Source organism: Actinomyces sp. oral taxon 849 str. F0330 (assembly GCF_000239715.1).
Taxonomy (GTDB): Bacteria; Actinomycetota; Actinomycetes; order Actinomycetales; family Actinomycetaceae; genus Actinomyces; species Actinomyces johnsonii.
On record NZ_JH470354.1, the window covers coordinates 71219 to 87620 of the forward strand.

The following is a 16402-nucleotide window of genomic DNA, read 5'->3' on the forward strand; positions in this document are numbered from 1 at the left end:
CTATATCGGTAAACTCAGTCGTGACGTTGCCGGGCGGTTGCCGCGGCGACGTCGCTGACGATGTCGATTCCCCAGTCGACACAGTGACAGGAAATGATCCGTACATGATCGGATGGAGACGTATGGAAACGTCGCATGTCGAGCAGACACCGGCGGAGGAATCATCAGAGTCCGCTGCTGAAGAGCACTCTGATGTCGACTATGACAAGAATGCAGATGATAACCGGAACCTTCGTGCGAGGCTGTCTGGTCGGATTCTGGCTTTTCCCCAGGTGCAGTGGATAGCGCTGAGTGGGCTGTTCGCGCTCATCTCGGGGGTACTCACTTACCGTTTTATGGAGCGTCACCTGCCGCTGTCCGTCGTCGATGAGTTCCAGTACATCGACGCCGTCAACAAGGCCCAGCGCTGGGACGTGGTCTTCACCGGGGATAAGACGGATCAGTACGCCCGGGTCCTGGCGGCTTGTCGCGGCGTGGGCTACGGCGACCCCAGCAAGCTTATTTTCCAGGGAACCTGCGCACCGTACGTACCCGACTCCGACACCTTCATCTACGGCTACACCTCGGCCGATATCCATTCGCCAGCCTATTTCTTCCTCACCGGGTGGATGTCCTGGCCGCTGCAACGCTTCTTCCACATGGAGCTCATCACGGCCGCCCGGCTTACTGGCGCCGTGTGGCTGTGGCTGGGGATGGTGGCCCTGGCCTGGATGCTGCGTCGACTCGGAGCCCGATGGGGCGTGGCGGTGGCGCTTCCGATAGCCGTCGCCTCCATGCCCGGGTTCCGTCTGACGAACGCCTACGTCACCCCTGACGCCCTCAATCTCCTGGCGGGGACTCTCATCATCGCCTCCATGGTGCTCTACGTGCGGGGGGAGTGGAGTATTTGGCCCTTCATCGGGATATCGATCGTCTTCTCCTTCGTGAAGTTCCAGAACGTGTTCTGCGTGGTGGCGGCGCTGGTGTTCCTCGCCTGGTACACGATCACCGTCCTCGTACGGCGCCGGCTGAGGCGCGATGGTGAAGCGACCGATGGTGAAAGCCGTCTGCGCCTGCCGCGTCTGTGGGAGGCGATCGCATTGGTGGTTCTGCCGCTGGCGGGATCGACGATCTGGATGGTGATCCGCGCTCATACGGTCGCCGCGGTCGTCGACCGGCCGCCGCTGGACCCACCGGCGAACCTCGATGGGCTGACGGTCTTCTCCTCCCTAGACGATGCCTACCAGCTGGTCTTCGCCGGCACCGGGTGGTCAGGGCTGACCTCGCCCTGGTCCATCTTCCCCAATGTACTCGTTGCCCTCCTCATAGCCGGCGCAGTGGCCACCGCCATGTTCGACGTCAAGACGACCGTCATCGAGCGGGCCTTCGCACGCTCGGCGTTGCTGTCTTGCACCGCCGTGGGCCCGATGACGATCCTGTTCTTCGCCATCGTCTTCGGCGCCCGCACCGGGGTCCTCAACCGCTACGTCATGGTGCTCATCCCGGTACTCGCGGTACCCCTGTGCGGCCGACTCACCGGGAAGGCGGCTCAGGGACTCCTCATGATCTTCGCCGTTGGTGCCCTTTACTACGCGGCTCACTTCGCCTACATCAACTGAGGCTGTCAGCGCGCTCGTGTAGGCTTCCTCAGACGGACCATAGTGAGACTTCGGCGAGATGACGCCCGGCGGGAAGGAAGAATCGGCCAGTGAACGAGACCACGACTCTGGGGAACGAGGAAACCTCCCTTCCGGGAACTGGGAGCGCAAATGGTGAGCAGTGCAGCCGCGTTCTCGTCACCGGTGCGAATGGCCAGCTGGGGCGCGCACTCATGGCCCTGCTGCCGCAGGCCGGGTTCGCGCCCACCGGCGTCGATCTGCCGGAGGTGGACATCTCGGACACGGCCGCCATGTCCGCCTGGGACTGGTCGAATTACGACGTCGTCATCAACGCCGCCGCCTGGACCAACGTGGACGGCGCCGAGACTCCGGAGGGGCGCCGCCTGTCCTGGCGGGCCAACACGGTCGGACCGGTCAACCTGGCCCGCGCCGCCACTCAGCACGGTCTGACCCTGGTGCACCTGTCCACCGAGTACACCTTCGACGGCGCCACGCCGGTCCACACCGAAGCGGAGACTCCTTCGCCACTGGGTGTCTACGGTCAGTCCAAGGCCGCCGGCGACGCCGCCGTCAGCGTCTGCCCGCGCCACTACCTGGTGCGCACATCCTGGGTGGTGGGTGACGGCAAGAACTTCGTCAAGACGATGCTCTCCCTGGCCGAGCGCGGCATCACCCCAAGCGTCGTGGCCGACCAGACCGGCCGCCTCACCTTCGCCTCCGACCTGGCGGCGGGCATCATCCACCTGCTCTCCTCGGGAGCCGAGTTCGGTACCTACAACCTCTCCGGCGAGGGGCCGATCGTCTCCTGGGCCGACGTCGCCAAGCGGGTCTACGAGCGCGCCGGCCATAACCCCGACGAGGTCACACCTGTCACCACCGCGGAGTATTACTCCGGGCAGGAGGGAATCGCACCGCGTCCCCTGAGCTCAGCTCTGGATCTCGCCAAGATCAAGGCCACGGGCTTCACTCCCGCCGACTCCATGGAGCGGCTCGAGGACTACCTCGGCGAGCTTCTGGAGTAGGTAACTGGCCGGGCCCGGATGTGAATGGGCCGCGGACCGGCCGCGTATAGTTGCCTCAGTCCGTAGGCGTGAGGAGTGTCAGAAGTTTCATGGCCACTGTTCAGCACGATTCCCTGGCGATCATGCCTGCATGGAACGAGGCTGCCATCATCGGCTCCGTCATCGAGGAGGTTCGACGCGTTGCCGGGGACAGGGTCGACGTTCTCGTCGTCTCCGACGGCTCCACCGACGCCACCGCCCAGATCGCGCGTGATGCCGGCGCGGCTGTTCTCGACCTGCCCCTGAACCTCGGGGTTGGGGGAGCGATGCGCGCCGGCTACCTCTATGCCGAGCGTCACGGCTACCGCCGCGCCATTCAGCTCGACGCCGACGGACAGCACGATCCCGCCGAAATCGAGACCCTCTTCGCCGCAGCTGAGGCTGAAGACGCTGACCTGGTCATCGGCGCCCGCTTCGCGGGCAAGGGCGATTACAAGGTGCGAGGCCCCCGCCAGTGGGCAATGAAGTTCCTGTCGGTCATCCTCTCGCGAGTCTGCGGAACCCGGCTGACAGACACCACCTCCGGCTTCAAACTCGCCAACAGACGCACCATCCGTCTCTTCGCCCACGACTACCCTGCCGAGTACCTCGGTGACACCATCGAGGCCCTGGTCATCGCCAAGCGCTCCGGGCTACGCATCCGGCAGGCTGCCGTCGTCATGCGCCCGCGCGCCGGAGGGACTCCGTCCCACGGCCCGCTCAAGGCCGCGCGGTTCCTCATCAGGGCCTTCCTCGCCCTGGGGGTGTCGCTGAGCCGACCGAGCTCGCAGTTCAAGACGACAGAGCCCAGGGAGGTTCAGGGATGACGAGTACCTACTGGCTGGGAGTCATCTTCGCCTTCATCGTCCTGCTCGGCATCTTCTTCAGGATGCGAAACCAGGGTATGAAGGAGCGCTACGCCACCTGGTGGCTGGTCATCGCGATCGCGGTGGCGGTCATCTCGGTCTTCCCCAGTGTCCTGGAGGGTACGGCCCACCTCGTGGGCGTCAAGGTCCCGCTGAATCTTGCCTTCTTCCTGGCCGGGGTCATCATGCTCCTGCTATCGCTCCGGTTCAGCGTCGACCTGTCGCAGTCTGATGAGGAGCGCCGCCGTCTCGCTGAGGAGATCGCCTTCCTACGAGCAGAGATTGACTCGCTGAAGTCCGAATCCGCTACTCGGCCTGCGGATTCTTCGACCGATTCCGCTTGATCGGGATCGCCGTTAGAACCACGTTCTCTGTGTGGCACAATCGCATGCGGGTTCGTCGGGAGGCCGACGCAACCATGGCTGAGAAACGATAGGAGTGTCAGACCGTGTCTGAAGCGCTGTTGGACGACCCGGAGCTGCTGAGGCGCATCCAGGCTCTGCTTCTGAAGATGCTCAAGGACTTCGACGACACCTGCCGCCGCCTCGACATCCCCTACTCCGTCTACGGCGGCACCATGATCGGGGCGATTCGCCACCAGGGCTTCATCCCCTGGGACGACGACGTCGACGTGCTCATGACTCGCGCCGACTACGAGCGCTTCCTCGCCGAGGCGCCCTCGGTCCTGCCGGATGACTACCAGATCGACAACACCAGGACCCGCCCCGAGTACCCCTTCATGTTCACCAAACTCGGTCTGAAAGGCACCCTCCTGATCCCTGAGTTCGGCAAGGGCTCCGCCTACCGGATGCCGATCTCTCTGGACATCCTGCCCGTGGACAACGTGCCTGACGACGTTCGCGCCTTCCGCAGGATGAGCCGCAAGACCTGGCTGTGGGGCCGTCTCCTCTACCTCCAGGGCACGCCGACCCCTTACCTCATCGGCATCACCGGGGCCAAGCGCATGGCGATCTACACGATCACCTCGGCGATCCACGTCGGTTTGCGCCTCATGCGCGCCACCCCGCGCTCACTCCAGGGGCGCTGGGAGAAGGCCGCGCGCACCTACGAGCACGCCACCACCAAGCGAATGGCCGACTTCTCCATGCGTGACCCGGAGAACTGGGCTGTTACCATGGACGACCTCTACCCTCCCCTCGACCTCCCCTTCGAGAACATCACCGTCCAGGTCGCCCGTAATTATGACGCCATGATGCGCCGCTCCTACGGCGACTACATGGAGCTGCCGCCTCTGGAACAGCGCCGCAACCATAAGCCCTGCGAGATCGACTTCGGCCCCTACGCCGATACTGCTGAGACGAGCACCGAGCCGGCCTCCGGGACTACCGGCGCTGCGGCCGACTGAAGGCCGCAGCGCATGCCTCGCATGGAGGAGACTCAGAACAGTAAGAGGTCGCAGGTCAGCCGCGACTACTTCTGGAACACCGCCGCCTCCGCCATGATGTCGTTGGCGACGGTCATTCTGACGGTAGTTGTCACCCGCTCCGCCGGACTCGCCGCGGGCGGAGTCTTCGGACTGGCCTACCAGGCCGGGCAGCAGTTCCAGCCCCTGGGCGTGTACGAGGTCAGGCCGTACCAGGTCACCGACTTAGAGCATCGCTTCAGCTTCGGTACCTACCTGGCCACCAGGATCGTCACAGTGGGGCTCATGATCCTGGGCATCGTCGGCTACGCGGTGCTCTTCGGTGACGGGCTCGGAGACATGCTGCTCATCATCCTCATCGCCTCCCTTCGCCTCTTCGACGCTTTCGAGGATGTCTACGTCAGCGAGTTTCAGCGGGCGGGCCGTCTCGACATCGGGGGACAGTCCTGGTTCTGGCGCTCGTTGACGACGGCAGCGGTGTTCTCCGGCATGCTCATTGCCACCGGTGAGCTTCTGAGCTCGACGGTCGTCACGCTGGCCGTCTCCCTGGTCGCCACGGTGCTCCTCTACGTGCCTCGGGCGCGCGGTCTCTTCCCGCAGCGGCCCGTGTGGGAATCTCGGCTGATCAAGGAGCTGCTGATCATCTGCCTGCCCCTGTGCCTGGCATCCTTCATCTCCATGTACCTGGCGAGTGCGCCGAGATTCTCCATCAAGCACTATCTCGACTCCACTCAGCAGGGATATTTCACGATCCTGTTCATGCCTGCCATGGCGATCAATCTGCTCTCCATCATGGTCTTCCGCCCCCTGCTCACCTCCATGGCGAGTCTGTGGGTCGGCGCCGACCTGCTCGGTTTCAACCGGCTCATCCGGCGCGGGCTGCTGGTGACCGTCGGGGCGTTCGTCGTCGTTGGAACGGTCACCTTCCTGGCAGGTGCTCCCATACTGGGATTCGTCTACGGCACGGATATCTCCATGTTCCGCGCCGAGCTCATGGTTCTGGTCCTCGGCGGAGCCATGAATGCCGCCAGCGTCGTCCTCTACTACGCCCTGACCACGATGCGGCTTCAGAAGCTCGTCTTCGTGGGATACGCCCTTGCGGCCGTGGCGATGACGCTGATGTTCGTCCTCCTCGTCCCCTCACAAGGCCTCCTGGGCGTCTCCATCGCCTATACCTGTGGAATGAGCGTCCTGGCTCTCCTCTTCGCCCTGTTCCAGCAGCGCGCCGTCGCAACACATAGCGGCGAAGGACACTCGTGACCGAGAGGTGACGGTGGAACGGCTCCGATAGGCTGGCGCGCATGCCATTGCCCCGTTCAGCCGGTTTGTTTGCTCCTCGTGACCTCGGGTCCCGCGACAACGCCCTCAACCTTCTCCGGCTGGTGCTGGCCTTCCTGGTCTTCTACTCCCATGCGGACATCCTCGCCGGAACCGGAGACGGGTACGAGGTGGCCGGACAGCATCTCGGCAGCTGGGGCGTCGTCGGCTTCTTCGCCATCTCCGGCTTCCTCATTACGGGCTCGCGCATGCGCGCCGACGCCGGTCCCTACCTCATCAACCGGGTCACTCGTATCTTCCCCGGCTTCTTGTTCTCCCTCGTCTTCGTCGCCTTCGTCATGGCGCCGGCCGCCCATGTCATCGAGAAGGGAACGATTGATGGCTTCTTCGGTGCGAGTCCCACGCCCGGAAGCTACGTCTACTCCAACATCCTGCTGCACATCTCCACCTACAACATCGGCACGACGCTGGCCTCCGTGCCCTATCCCGGGGCTTGGAACGGATCCCTGTGGAGCCTCTACTACGAGTTCTGGTGCTACATCATTATCGGCGTCTTCCTGTCCTGGAAGTTCATCCGTTCCCACGTGTGGCCCACGGCGCTGCTGTTCCTGGTCAGTGTCGCCATGCACGCCGGAATCAACCGGATCGGCCCCTACGTGGACGGCAACAGTGAATTCGCCCTGCTGATCTTCATGCTGCCCTACTTCCTGGGCGGAGCACTCATGTACCAGTTGCGCGAGCGCATCCCCATGAGGCCGTGGACCGCGCTCGCCTCGACGTCCGGGGCCGTGGCACTCATCCTGGCGCTACCGAGCTTCGGCGCCCAGCTGGCCTCGCCGCTCATCGCCTACGTCGTCCTGTGGCTCGGTGCGGTCCTGCCCTCGCCGGAGATCATCAAAGTCCACGACATCTCCTACGGCGTCTACATCTACCACTTCCCGGTTCTCCAGCTACTCATTCTGCTGGGGATGCACCGCCATGGCCTGCCCCTCCTGCTGCTGGTGGCCGGTCTCGTCACCATCATCCTGTCGGTGGCCAGCTGGCTCGGCATCGAGCGCGCTGCCATGCGCTGGTCCCGGGGGCGCCGCCCCTGGGGCGACCTGCGCCAGCAGGCCCGCTGAACTCATGCCCTGCTCGGCGATGGAGGGGTCAACGCGCCAGGATGTGAGTGGTCAGGGTGCGTACCGCCGTCGAGTCCTGACGGCGCAGCGCCGTCGGCAACAGCGACAGGGCGTGAGCCCGTGAGATCGTGTGCCGCTTCGCGGCGCGTGCGGCCCGGTGCCAGCCGTTGCGCCGCATGATGCGGGCGGCCAGGGCGAAGTAGGTGCGCTCGCCGGCGAACCGGCGCCCATCGAACAGTGACGTCGAGGAGGCGGACTCCTCATGGCGCCGGTAGGAGAAGCACATGTGCGGATCGAGTAGGAGGCAGCCGCCGGCCGCAATGATGTCGATGACCAGGGCCAGGTCCTGGATGATGGGGAAGCCGGGGCGGAAGGGTGTCGAGACGAGCGCCTCACGGCGGAAGGTCAGCGAGGGCCAGTAGAGCCAGTCCGCCTTGAGCAGGGAGGCGGCCAGCTCCTCGCCACTGAGCAGGAGGGGCTGGCGTGTGCGCGGCATGACGACGCGTTTGATCGAGTCGGTCAGTGTGCTCACGGCGCGCCCTTGGGAATCGATGATCTGGACCCCGGGCTGAAGGATGTCCGCCTGCGGGAACTTCTCATGAAGAGTCAGCACCCGTGCCACGTAGTCGGGCTGCATGATGTCGTCACAGCCCAGGAGCATCGCCAGGTCCGCCGAGGCCATCTCGATGCAGCGCTCGTAGTTCGCGGTGATACCGAGGTTCTCCTCGTTGCGGATGTAGGTGACCTGTGGGTGGCCCAGGCGCTCGAAGTACTCGGGCACCTCAGGATCCGGGTAGCAGTCATCGACGACGGTCAACCGCCAGCGCTCATCGGTCTGGCGCAGGACGGCCTCAACCGTCTCGTACAGGTACCGGGGCTCGCCCCAGAACGGGAGCATGATGTCGAGCATGAGTCTCCTGGTCACTGATGGTCGCCGACCGCACGTATTCGCGATGAGTCAGCAGTCTAGCCAGGCTGGACATGGGCCGCCTGGACGTACGGTGTGAATCATCCGACTGGCTCCGGTCTTTCCTCAGGGTGCGGGCTGGTCAGTCTGCGCCGCCAGCGAAGACTGCCGGGACCGCCTCCTCCCCGCCTTCGTACCAGGACAGCAGGGCGTCGACGTAGTCGGTGACGTGGCGGTAGTAGGTGAAGATGTCCTGACCGGCGTCGTCGCCCTCGGCCTCCTTGGCCAGCGCCCACACGTACCAGCACCAGCCCGCGAAGACCACGTAGGACCAGAAGTGGCGGCGCTCCAGAGTGGTGGGGGTGCGATCGAAGTAGTAGCCGATCGCCTCGTCGGCGCGCTCAACGCTCATCTGCGTACACACCACCAAGGTCCCGAAATCGCTGGCGACGTCGGACATGCCAGCGTACTCCCAGTCGATGAGATCGATGTGGCCGTCGGCGGCCACCAGGAAGTTCGGTGGGTAGAAATCGTTGTGACTGGGCGTCCGCTCGAAACCATCGGCGTCGGCGGCGACCTTGAGTCGCATCACCTTGGCGCGCAGCTCCACGTAGTCGGGGACGTCGATGGGATGGTGGCGCTCGACCAGCTGCTCGTAGCGCAGGGCCTCCCGGATGTAGTCGAAGTCCCGCTCGAGCGTCTTGCCGGAGGTGTGCAGCCTGCGGGCCATGCGCATGGCCCGCCTGAGCTCGTCGACATTGGCGGTCTCGAGGTTGCGGGCCTCTGGCACGAACCGGGAGATCTTCCACCCCTTGACGTCGTCGTCGGCCACGAAGGTCGTGTCCAGGCCGAGCTCGCAGGCCAGGCGCAGGCCGGCCGCCTCGGCATGACGGTCGACGATCTCCTCGGTGCCGATGCCGGGATGGCGGTAGACGTACTCCTCGCCGTCCACGGCGAAATGGCATGACAGGTTGGTCAGCCCCTGCTTGAGGGGGTAGAAGCCCGAGATGTCCGTCTTGCGGCAGCCCAGGGCCTCGGAGATGTGGTCGAAGACCTCGGAGTCCACGTTCTCGATGAACTTGGGATCGAAGGAGCGGATCTCGTCGACCGAGTCGAACTCGTTGATCATGCCCTCGGGGTAGCGGCGCATGACCATGTCGAGCTCCTTGACGTGCTCGATGTAGATCGCCTCCCATAGCTTGGGCGCCGTTTCGGGCAGGTGGTAGACCGTTTCCAGGATGCGCCGGAAGGTGGCGGAGAAGACCCGGTCGAAGTAGACGTGCCCGAGCATAATCCAGGCGTCAGCGCCCCCGACCTCGATGTCTGTGATCCGCTCGCCCGGGCCTGTGGTGATGCACCACTCCTCGGTGGGGCCCTCGATGTACTGGGCCGAGTAGTAGGCCTTGTAGACGTGGGACTCGAAGGGGTTGTCCGTGAAGTAGTCGTCCGAGGAGCAGATGAAGGTGTTGGCCAGGATGTCGCGCACCAGCCACAGGGAGCCGTTGTTGTTGCGCGAGACGTAGTCGTCGTTGACGACGATCTTCACGCCGAACTGCTCGGCCAGGTAGAAGAAGTACTCCTTCTTGTAGCCCACGACGATCGTCACGTCCTTGATGCCGGCCTCGTGCAGTTGGCGGATCTGCCGTTCGACCAGGACCTCGTCGCGCACGCGCAGCATGCCCTTGGGGCGCTCGTAGGAAATCGGGGCGAAGCGCTGGGACAGCCCCGCAGCCATGATGACGGCGTTGTTCACCCGGTAGGGCTCCAGGGCGGCTCGGCCCGCCTCGGTCAGGTGGCGCTCCAGGATGTAACCGGCCGCCTCGCACTCGCGGACGACGGCGTTGACCCGCCCCAGGGACATGCTTGTGGATTCCTGGATCCGGCGTTGGGTGAGGGCGTCATCGGCCCGCAGAAGGGCGTAGAGCACATCGAACTGCGACTGCGACAGGGTGCCTGCCATCGCCTCCACCATCCGTTCAGTAAAGCGGCAGAATCTACGTTGTTCGAAGATAGCATGTCGAGGGCGAGAACTGAACTGCCGAGGTGGGCTCGGAGGAGCGTGCAGAGGTGACGAGAGACGCTCCGTGGGTGGGATGGCGCCGGTTCGTGCCGCCCCACCCACGGGCGCGAGAGTTGCGGGCGATCAGATGCGCCGTCTCAGGCCTGTTTGTGCTCCAGCAGGCCCAGGAGGTAAGCCCCGTAGCCGGACTTCACCAGGGGCTCGGCGCGCTGGCGCAGGCCTTCGTCGTCGATGAAGCCCATGTGCCAGGCGACCTCCTCGGGGGCGCCGATGTTGAGACCCTGTCGGTGCTGGACGGTGCGGATGAAGCCGGTGGCGTCGGCCAGCGAGTCGAAGGTTCCAGTGTCGAGCCAGGCGGTGCCGCGGGGGAGGACCTCGACGGTGAGCCTGCCGGCCTCCAGGTAGGTGCGGTTGACGTCGGTGATCTCGTACTCGCCGCGGGCGGAGGGCTTGAGGTTCCTCGCGATCTCGACGACGTCGTTGTCATAGAAGTACAGGCCGGGCACGGCGTAGGTGGAGCGGGGGTGGGCGGGCTTCTCCTCGATGGAGATGGCCTTGAAGTCCTCATCGAACTCGACGACGCCGTAGGCCGTGGGGTCGGCGACCTGGTAGGCGTAGACGACGCCGCCGTCGGGGCTGGTGTGACGGCGCAGCTGGGTGCCCATGCCGGGACCGTAGAAGATGTTGTCGCCCAGGACCAAGGCGGCGCTGTCGTCGCCGATGAAGTCGGCGCCCAGGACGAAGGCCTGGGCAAGGCCGTTGGGCTCCTGCTGGACGGTGTAGGACAGGTTGACGCCGAGCCGGCTGCCGTCGCCCAGGAGGCGGTGGAAGGCGGGGGCGTCGTGGGGGGTGGTGATGATGAGAACGTCCCGGATCCCGGCGAGCATGAGGGTGCTCAGCGGGTAGTAGATCATCGGCTTGTCGTAGACGGGCACCAGCTGCTTGGAGGTCCCCAGGGTGATCGGATTGAGTCGCGTGCCGGAGCCTCCGGCCAGAATGATTCCTCGCATGCTCCAAGCATGACCTATGCGAGCCCCGAATGGCGCCTGGAGCGGGTGATTCGGGGGTGCTCGTGCGTGGTGCGCGGCACTTTCGGCTCGTGAGGTTCCGTCTCCGAGGTGCCTGCAGGGCGGCGCCGATAGACTTCCCGGCGGAGCATCGCCGGTGAGGCGACGCCGAGATCGACGATTACGTACGCAGAAGGAGCTATCCATGGGGCAGATCGAGCTGGGTAAGCCGCTCGCCGTCGAGGCCACGCCGATTCCGGGGTTCTTGCGCATCGACCTGACCGTTCACGGGGACAACCGCGGCTGGTTCAAGGAGAACTGGCAGCGCGAGAAGATGCTAGCTCTGGGGCTGCCCGACTTCGGGCCGGTCCAGAACAACATCTCCTTCAACAACGAGGTGGGAGTGACCCGTGGCATCCACGCCGAGCCCTGGGACAAGTTCGTCTCGGTGGCCACCGGCCGCGTTTTCGGCGCCTGGGTGGACCTGCGCGAGGGGCCGTCCTTCGGGGCCGTGTACACCTGCGAGATCGACCCGTCGGTGGCCGTGTTCGTGCCCCGGGGCGTGGGCAACGCCTACCAGACGCTGGAGCCGGGCACCGCCTACACCTACCTGGTCAACGACCACTGGTCCGCTGAGGCCCGGTACACCTTCCTCAACTTGGCCGATGAGACGGCGAACGTCCCCTGGCCGATCCCGTTGACCGAGGCGATCCTGTCCGACAAGGACCGGGCCCACCCGCGCCTGGCCGACGTCACCCCCTTCCCGTCTCCCGCGGCGGGCAGCTAGGACAGGTCCGAGATAAGCCCGAGTACTGATCCCGACGGCGCCGCGAGCCCCACGAGGCTCGCGGCGCCGTCGTCTGCCGTCGTCCTCAGCGGCGGGGCCGACCCGGCTCCGCCTCATTGGACATCCTGTGGTCTGGGGCGGTCAGCCGCGTTGCTCTCCAGGAGAACGTGCCGAAGCTGTAACTTCAACGAGTATCCGACGAGTAAAGGACGACGAATGAAGAACGATGCGGCGTTGCGGTCAATAAGTAGCCCTGATCGATAAAATAAGCATTACCATCCTACCTGGAAACTGGATTCGTCGAGTCCTTCTCCAGGGTCCGCTCAAGTTCTGGTCCGGTGTGTGCGGCGGCCCTCTAGGCGCCCTCCCCGGCGCTCCTGTCGTCAGTCGCCTGGTTGCGATGGTCCTCAGTCAAGGAGAAGTCCCAGGGTATGCCGCTGCGTACGCAGGCGAGTTCCAGTGCCGGTACGGTGAGGCGCTATGAAACGACTTGAGCCCGCCCGCCAGCAGTACGCCTGGGGGTCGACCGCCGCCATTCCCGCGCTCCTGGGTGTGGCCGATGACGGCGCCCCCTGGGCCGAGGCCTGGTACGGATCCCATCCGGCCGGACCGGCCCGGGTCGCCGGCGGAGATGTCCTGTCCACCCTCATCGAGGCAGAGCCAGAGCGCCTCCTGGGCGAGGACATCATCTGGCGCTTCGGGCGCCGGTTACCGTTCCTCCTCAAGCTCATCGCCCCCGAGCAGCCGCTGTCCCTCCAGGTTCACCCCAGCCAGGCCCAGGCGGCCGAGGGCTACGCCCTGGAGGAAGAGGCGGGCATCGCCCTGGACCACCCCTCCCGCAACTACAAGGACACCAACCACAAGCCGGAGATGGTCCTGGCCCTTACCCGTTTCCAGGCGGTTGCCGGATTCCGCGCTCCGCGTCGGGCCGTCGAGGTCCTCGCCGGCCTGGACAGCGTCCTGGCCCGGCGGATGCGCCGTACCCTGCGCCTGAATCCCACCCGGTACGGCATCCGGCAGGTCTTCTCCGACGTCGTCTCTGCCTCCACCCGCCCGACTCCCGAGGAGATCAGTGATCTGGTCGCCGAGATCGCGGCCCGCTTCGAGGCCGGGACCTCTCCCTCCCTGCGCGTGGACTCCAACGTCCTGAAGATGGCGGTCACCTTCCCCGGCGACCCCGGCATCGCTGCCGCACTCCTGCTCAACCCCGTCACCCTCCAGCCCGGGGAGGCACTGTTCGTACCCGCGGGCAGCGTCCACGCCTACATCTCCGGTCTCGGGGTCGAGGTCATGGCCTCCTCGGACAACGTGCTGCGCGCCGGACTGACGGCCAAGCACATCGACGTCCCGGAGATGTTGGCCTGCGTCGATTATGTGGCAGCGCCCCCGGTGCGTCCGGCCCCCGAATACCTCTCGCGCGCCACCCGCGCTTACTACGCGCCGGTGGACGATTTCGAGCTCATGGTCACCACCGTGGTGGCCGCCGACGGCCGTCTGCCGGTTCCCGGGCGGGGACCGCGCATCCTGCTGGCCGTCGAAGGGGCCATGACGCTGGTGACTCAGGTCGACGCGCAGACACTTGCCCAGGGTGAGGCCGTGTTCGTCGGCGCCGACGAGCACCGCCTGTCCGTCGAGGGGGAGGGGACACTCGTTCAGGCCGATGTCCCCTGACGGCGGGGCTCAGTCGACCTGCGCCCCGGCGATGCCCTCCTGACGGATTGCAGCCGCAACGACGTCGTCGCCTGCCTCGGGGGTGAGGACAACCGCCGTGCGTCCGGTGTACCAGGCAGCCAGAATCTCCTGGAGTGCCTGGGCAGTCCCGGGGGTGCGGACCAGGACGGCGCGTGAACCTCCCGGGCCGGTACTGCCGGCGGCTTCGACCCGAGCGACCAAGTCGGCGCGCGTCAGGGTGACGGGTTGTGCCCCGTCCCGGCAGCCGGCCGCAGTGAGGTCGGTGAGACAGGGATGATCGGTGCCGACATCGACCGGCGCGAAGTGGTCGGGGTAGGACATGAGATCGGCGGCGCCGTCGAGTACGAGGGCGGGCAGCTCGCCCGACCAGCGCAGCGCTAGGGAGGCGACGGGGACCAAAACCTGCACCTCCGCCCCAGCGCACAGGTCCTCCGGAGCGAATGCCACGCTCAGCTCGGGGACGAGACCGGCGGCATCGATCTCCTCGCCGCTCCCCAGGAGCACGGCCCGTCCCGCCAGCCACGCTCCGCAGGCCCAGGCCGCCGTCCGCCAGTGCGGTGGGAGCCCCAGGTGAACCCCGTCGCCCGGTGCGGATTCCGCTGTGATCAATCCCGCGATCTTGGCCAGCCACATGGACATTACGCGTCCGGTCAACTCGACGCGCTCGTCGTCTCCATAACAATTCAGCCACGGTTTGTCGGCGTCATAGGGGCCGGGGAGCAGTGTCAGCAGAGGGTCTCGCATGCCTCCAGATTGAAGCAGATCTACTGACATTCAGGTTTCTTTACGGTAATGTCCAGCCGGTCGGACGAGTGTGTGTTCGGGGGGTGCCATCCACTGAACCTCCAGGAAAATCGTGTATTTTCCCCTGTCAGGCAGGCCGCGGGCACCTCTCAGGAGATTTGTAGGAAGTCAACATATGGTGTTAGCCAGATGGGGTTATTCCTTGAGATATCAAGGAATGGTGTCGACGGTAACGAGAGGGTGAAGTTTCCCTCCCTGGCTTGACTGGCCTTGTCTCACACGCATGTAATTCTTACTGGCAAGAAGCTCGGATTGAAGGGAGGCCGGCATGTGGAACATCCTCGGCGACGGCCCACTGAAGCACCCGGAGGAGCCTGACGCAGAGGTCCTGTCGCTCCTCTTCGGTGGCGGTGACGACGTCGATGAAGGTCCTCTGGCGTGGCAGGAGCGCGCACTGTGCGCCCAGACGGACCCAGAGGCGTTCTTCCCCGAGAAGGGCGGTTCCACACGCGAGGCCAAGCGAGTCTGTGCGACTTGCGAGGTTCGTGAGGAGTGCCTCGAGTACGCCCTCGCCAACGACGAGCGCTTCGGTATCTGGGGCGGCATGTCGGAGCGCGAACGGCGCAAGCTCAAGCGTCGCGCAGTATGACCCGCACCGGCTCCGCACAGGGAGCCAGTCGGGTAGGAGCCCTGGCCGTCGTCGTGTCGGCCGGGGCGAGCCCGTTCCTGGCGCAGACACTGACCGCGATCGCCTCCCAGACCTGCGCGCCCGACGTCGTCCTCGTCGTCGACGTCGCCTCGCGAGCAAACGGGTTGGGGGATGGGACCCCTATCGAGGAGCTCGTCGAGAGCTCGGGACTCGGCACCGTCACGGCGGTACGCGTCGTACGGGTCAAGGAGGCCAGGAGCTTCGGGGACGCGGTCTCCCGGGGACTGGCTGCCTACGCCGAACTGGTCGCCGCCGGCAACCGCTGGCGCCGCAGTGCGGGGGCCGTCGACGGCGCGGAAGGCTCGGATACCGACGGTGCCTCTGCTACCTCGGGCGGTTCGCGAACATCTGTGCGCGACCTGCTGCTGACCGGTTCCGGTCCCATCACCGGTCCCACGGGCGCGCTCTCGCCGATCACCTCCTACGAGCAGCGGCTCGTGGCTCCGGCCGATGCCTCCCAGGAGGCACCAGAGCATCAGGTGTGGCTCTGGCTGCTCCATGACGACTCCGCGCCCCAGGAGGGCTGTCTCGAGCAGCTTCTCACCGCTGCAACCAACGCCCGCTCCGTGGGGATCGTTGGCCCCAAGCAGGTGGGTTGGGACAATCCGGAGCTGCTTTTGGAGGTCGGACTGCGGGCAACGGCCTCGGCCCGGCGCGCCAACGACATCGTTCCCGGTGAGGTCGACCAGGGCCAGCACGACGACCGCAGCGACGTCCTGGCTGTGGGAACGGCCGGCGCCCTCGTTGACCGCGCAGTGTGGGAAGAGATCGGCGGCATCGCCCCGTGGCTCGGGCCCTTCGGCGACGGCCTGGAGCTCTCCCGCGCGGCGCGCCTGGCCGGATACCGGGTCATCGTCGAGCCCACCGCCGTTATCCGTCACCGGAGGGCCTCCTACCAGGGACTGCGCCGTCCCGCCCACGTCTCCCACTCCTTGCGCCCCCAGGTCCGCACCGACGCCGAGGCCGTCGAGGTCCGGCTCCCCGAGCCCGACCCGGAGCGATCCTTCCGCGCCCGCCGCAGCGCACAGCTCACCAACTGGGCGGCCTTCTCCTCCCGCCCCATCGGCCTGCTGCTGATCTGGTTCGTCGTCCTCGGGGCGATGCGGGCTGTATGGCGGCTTGCCTCCAAGGCGCCAGCGCTTGCCCGCGACGAACTCGGTGCGGCCCTGGCAGTGGCCGGCCGTGGTCGACGGATCAAGGCGGCCAGGCGCCGACTCGCCAGGCACACCAAGGTGCCCGTTTCCGCGCT

Annotated in this window: 15 protein-coding genes; 11 read left to right on the top strand and 4 right to left on the bottom strand. The window is 65.8% G+C overall.

Features of this window, described 5'->3' with window-relative positions; genetic code table 11:
• The first annotated feature begins 122 nt into the window (after positions 1–122).
• The 7 genes from HMPREF0975_RS09805 to HMPREF0975_RS09835 all read left to right on the top strand — a co-directional run bounded on the left by HMPREF0975_RS09805 (position 123) and on the right by HMPREF0975_RS09835 (position 7287).
• Positions 123–1598, top strand: coding sequence for a hypothetical protein (locus HMPREF0975_RS09805; protein WP_009234004.1), 1476 nt, complete (start codon positions 123–125; stop codon positions 1596–1598).
• Positions 1599–1687: 89 nt separating this feature from the next.
• Positions 1688–2620, top strand: a complete 933-nt coding sequence (locus tag HMPREF0975_RS09810; protein ID WP_009234005.1) for an SDR family oxidoreductase — start codon at positions 1688–1690, stop codon at positions 2618–2620.
• An 89-nt stretch (positions 2621–2709) separates the two neighbouring features.
• On the top strand, positions 2710–3465 hold the full coding sequence (locus HMPREF0975_RS09815; RefSeq protein WP_009234006.1) for a glycosyltransferase family 2 protein: 756 nt from the start codon (positions 2710–2712) through the stop codon (positions 3463–3465).
• Positions 3462–3848: a DUF2304 domain-containing protein gene (locus tag HMPREF0975_RS09820; protein ID WP_009234007.1), complete on the top strand. Its 387-nt coding sequence runs from the start codon at positions 3462–3464 to the stop codon at positions 3846–3848. The genes HMPREF0975_RS09815 and HMPREF0975_RS09820 overlap by 4 nt, the downstream gene beginning before the upstream one ends.
• Positions 3849–3952: 104 nt before the next feature.
• Complete coding sequence (locus tag HMPREF0975_RS09825) at positions 3953–4870, top strand: LicD family protein (protein ID WP_009234008.1); 918 nt, start codon at positions 3953–3955, stop codon at positions 4868–4870.
• A 12-nt stretch (positions 4871–4882) separates the two neighbouring features.
• Positions 4883–6148 (top strand): lipopolysaccharide biosynthesis protein, encoded by a 1266-nt coding sequence (locus HMPREF0975_RS09830; protein WP_009234009.1) that lies wholly within the window; start codon positions 4883–4885, stop codon positions 6146–6148.
• A gap of 41 nt (positions 6149–6189) precedes the next feature.
• Positions 6190–7287 (top strand): acyltransferase family protein, encoded by a 1098-nt coding sequence (locus tag HMPREF0975_RS09835; RefSeq protein ID WP_009234010.1) that lies wholly within the window; start codon positions 6190–6192, stop codon positions 7285–7287.
• Positions 7288–7315: 28 nt separating this feature from the next.
• Here the strand turns inward: HMPREF0975_RS09835 and HMPREF0975_RS09840 are convergent, their stop codons facing one another.
• The 3 genes from HMPREF0975_RS09840 to rfbA all read right to left on the bottom strand — a co-directional run bounded on the left by HMPREF0975_RS09840 (position 7316) and on the right by rfbA (position 11224).
• On the bottom strand, positions 7316–8197 hold the full coding sequence (locus HMPREF0975_RS09840) for a glycosyltransferase family 2 protein (protein ID WP_009234011.1): 882 nt from the start codon (positions 8195–8197) through the stop codon (positions 7316–7318).
• 139 nt (positions 8198–8336) lie between these two features.
• Positions 8337–10154, bottom strand: a complete 1818-nt coding sequence (locus HMPREF0975_RS09845) for a phosphotransferase (RefSeq protein ID WP_009234012.1) — start codon at positions 10152–10154, stop codon at positions 8337–8339.
• 197 nt (positions 10155–10351) lie between these two features.
• Positions 10352–11224, bottom strand: coding sequence for a glucose-1-phosphate thymidylyltransferase RfbA (gene rfbA / locus HMPREF0975_RS09850; RefSeq protein ID WP_009234013.1), 873 nt, complete (start codon positions 11222–11224; stop codon positions 10352–10354).
• A 202-nt stretch (positions 11225–11426) separates the two neighbouring features.
• Here rfbA and HMPREF0975_RS09855 point away from each other — a divergent pair, with 202 nt between their 5' ends.
• Both HMPREF0975_RS09855 and manA read left to right on the top strand, forming a co-directional pair.
• Entirely contained in the window at positions 11427–12008 is a 582-nt protein-coding gene (locus HMPREF0975_RS09855; RefSeq protein WP_009234014.1) for a dTDP-4-dehydrorhamnose 3,5-epimerase family protein, read from the top strand.
• Positions 12009–12488: 480 nt separating this feature from the next.
• Positions 12489–13679, top strand: coding sequence for a mannose-6-phosphate isomerase, class I (manA, locus tag HMPREF0975_RS09860; RefSeq protein WP_009234015.1), 1191 nt, complete (start codon positions 12489–12491; stop codon positions 13677–13679).
• A 9-nt stretch (positions 13680–13688) separates the two neighbouring features.
• Here the strand turns inward: manA and HMPREF0975_RS09865 are convergent, their stop codons facing one another.
• Entirely contained in the window at positions 13689–14444 is a 756-nt protein-coding gene (locus tag HMPREF0975_RS09865) for a TIGR03089 family protein (protein WP_009234016.1), read from the bottom strand.
• A gap of 328 nt (positions 14445–14772) precedes the next feature.
• Between HMPREF0975_RS09865 and HMPREF0975_RS09870 the strand changes: the two genes are divergently transcribed.
• Together HMPREF0975_RS09870 and HMPREF0975_RS09875 are read left to right on the top strand one after the other, a co-directional pair.
• Positions 14773–15093: a WhiB family transcriptional regulator gene (locus HMPREF0975_RS09870; protein ID WP_003787027.1), complete on the top strand. Its 321-nt coding sequence runs from the start codon at positions 14773–14775 to the stop codon at positions 15091–15093.
• A partial coding sequence (locus HMPREF0975_RS09875) for a glycosyltransferase (protein ID WP_009234017.1) occupies positions 15090–16402 on the top strand: 1313 nt, incomplete at its 3' end. The genes HMPREF0975_RS09870 and HMPREF0975_RS09875, both read left to right, overlap by 4 nt.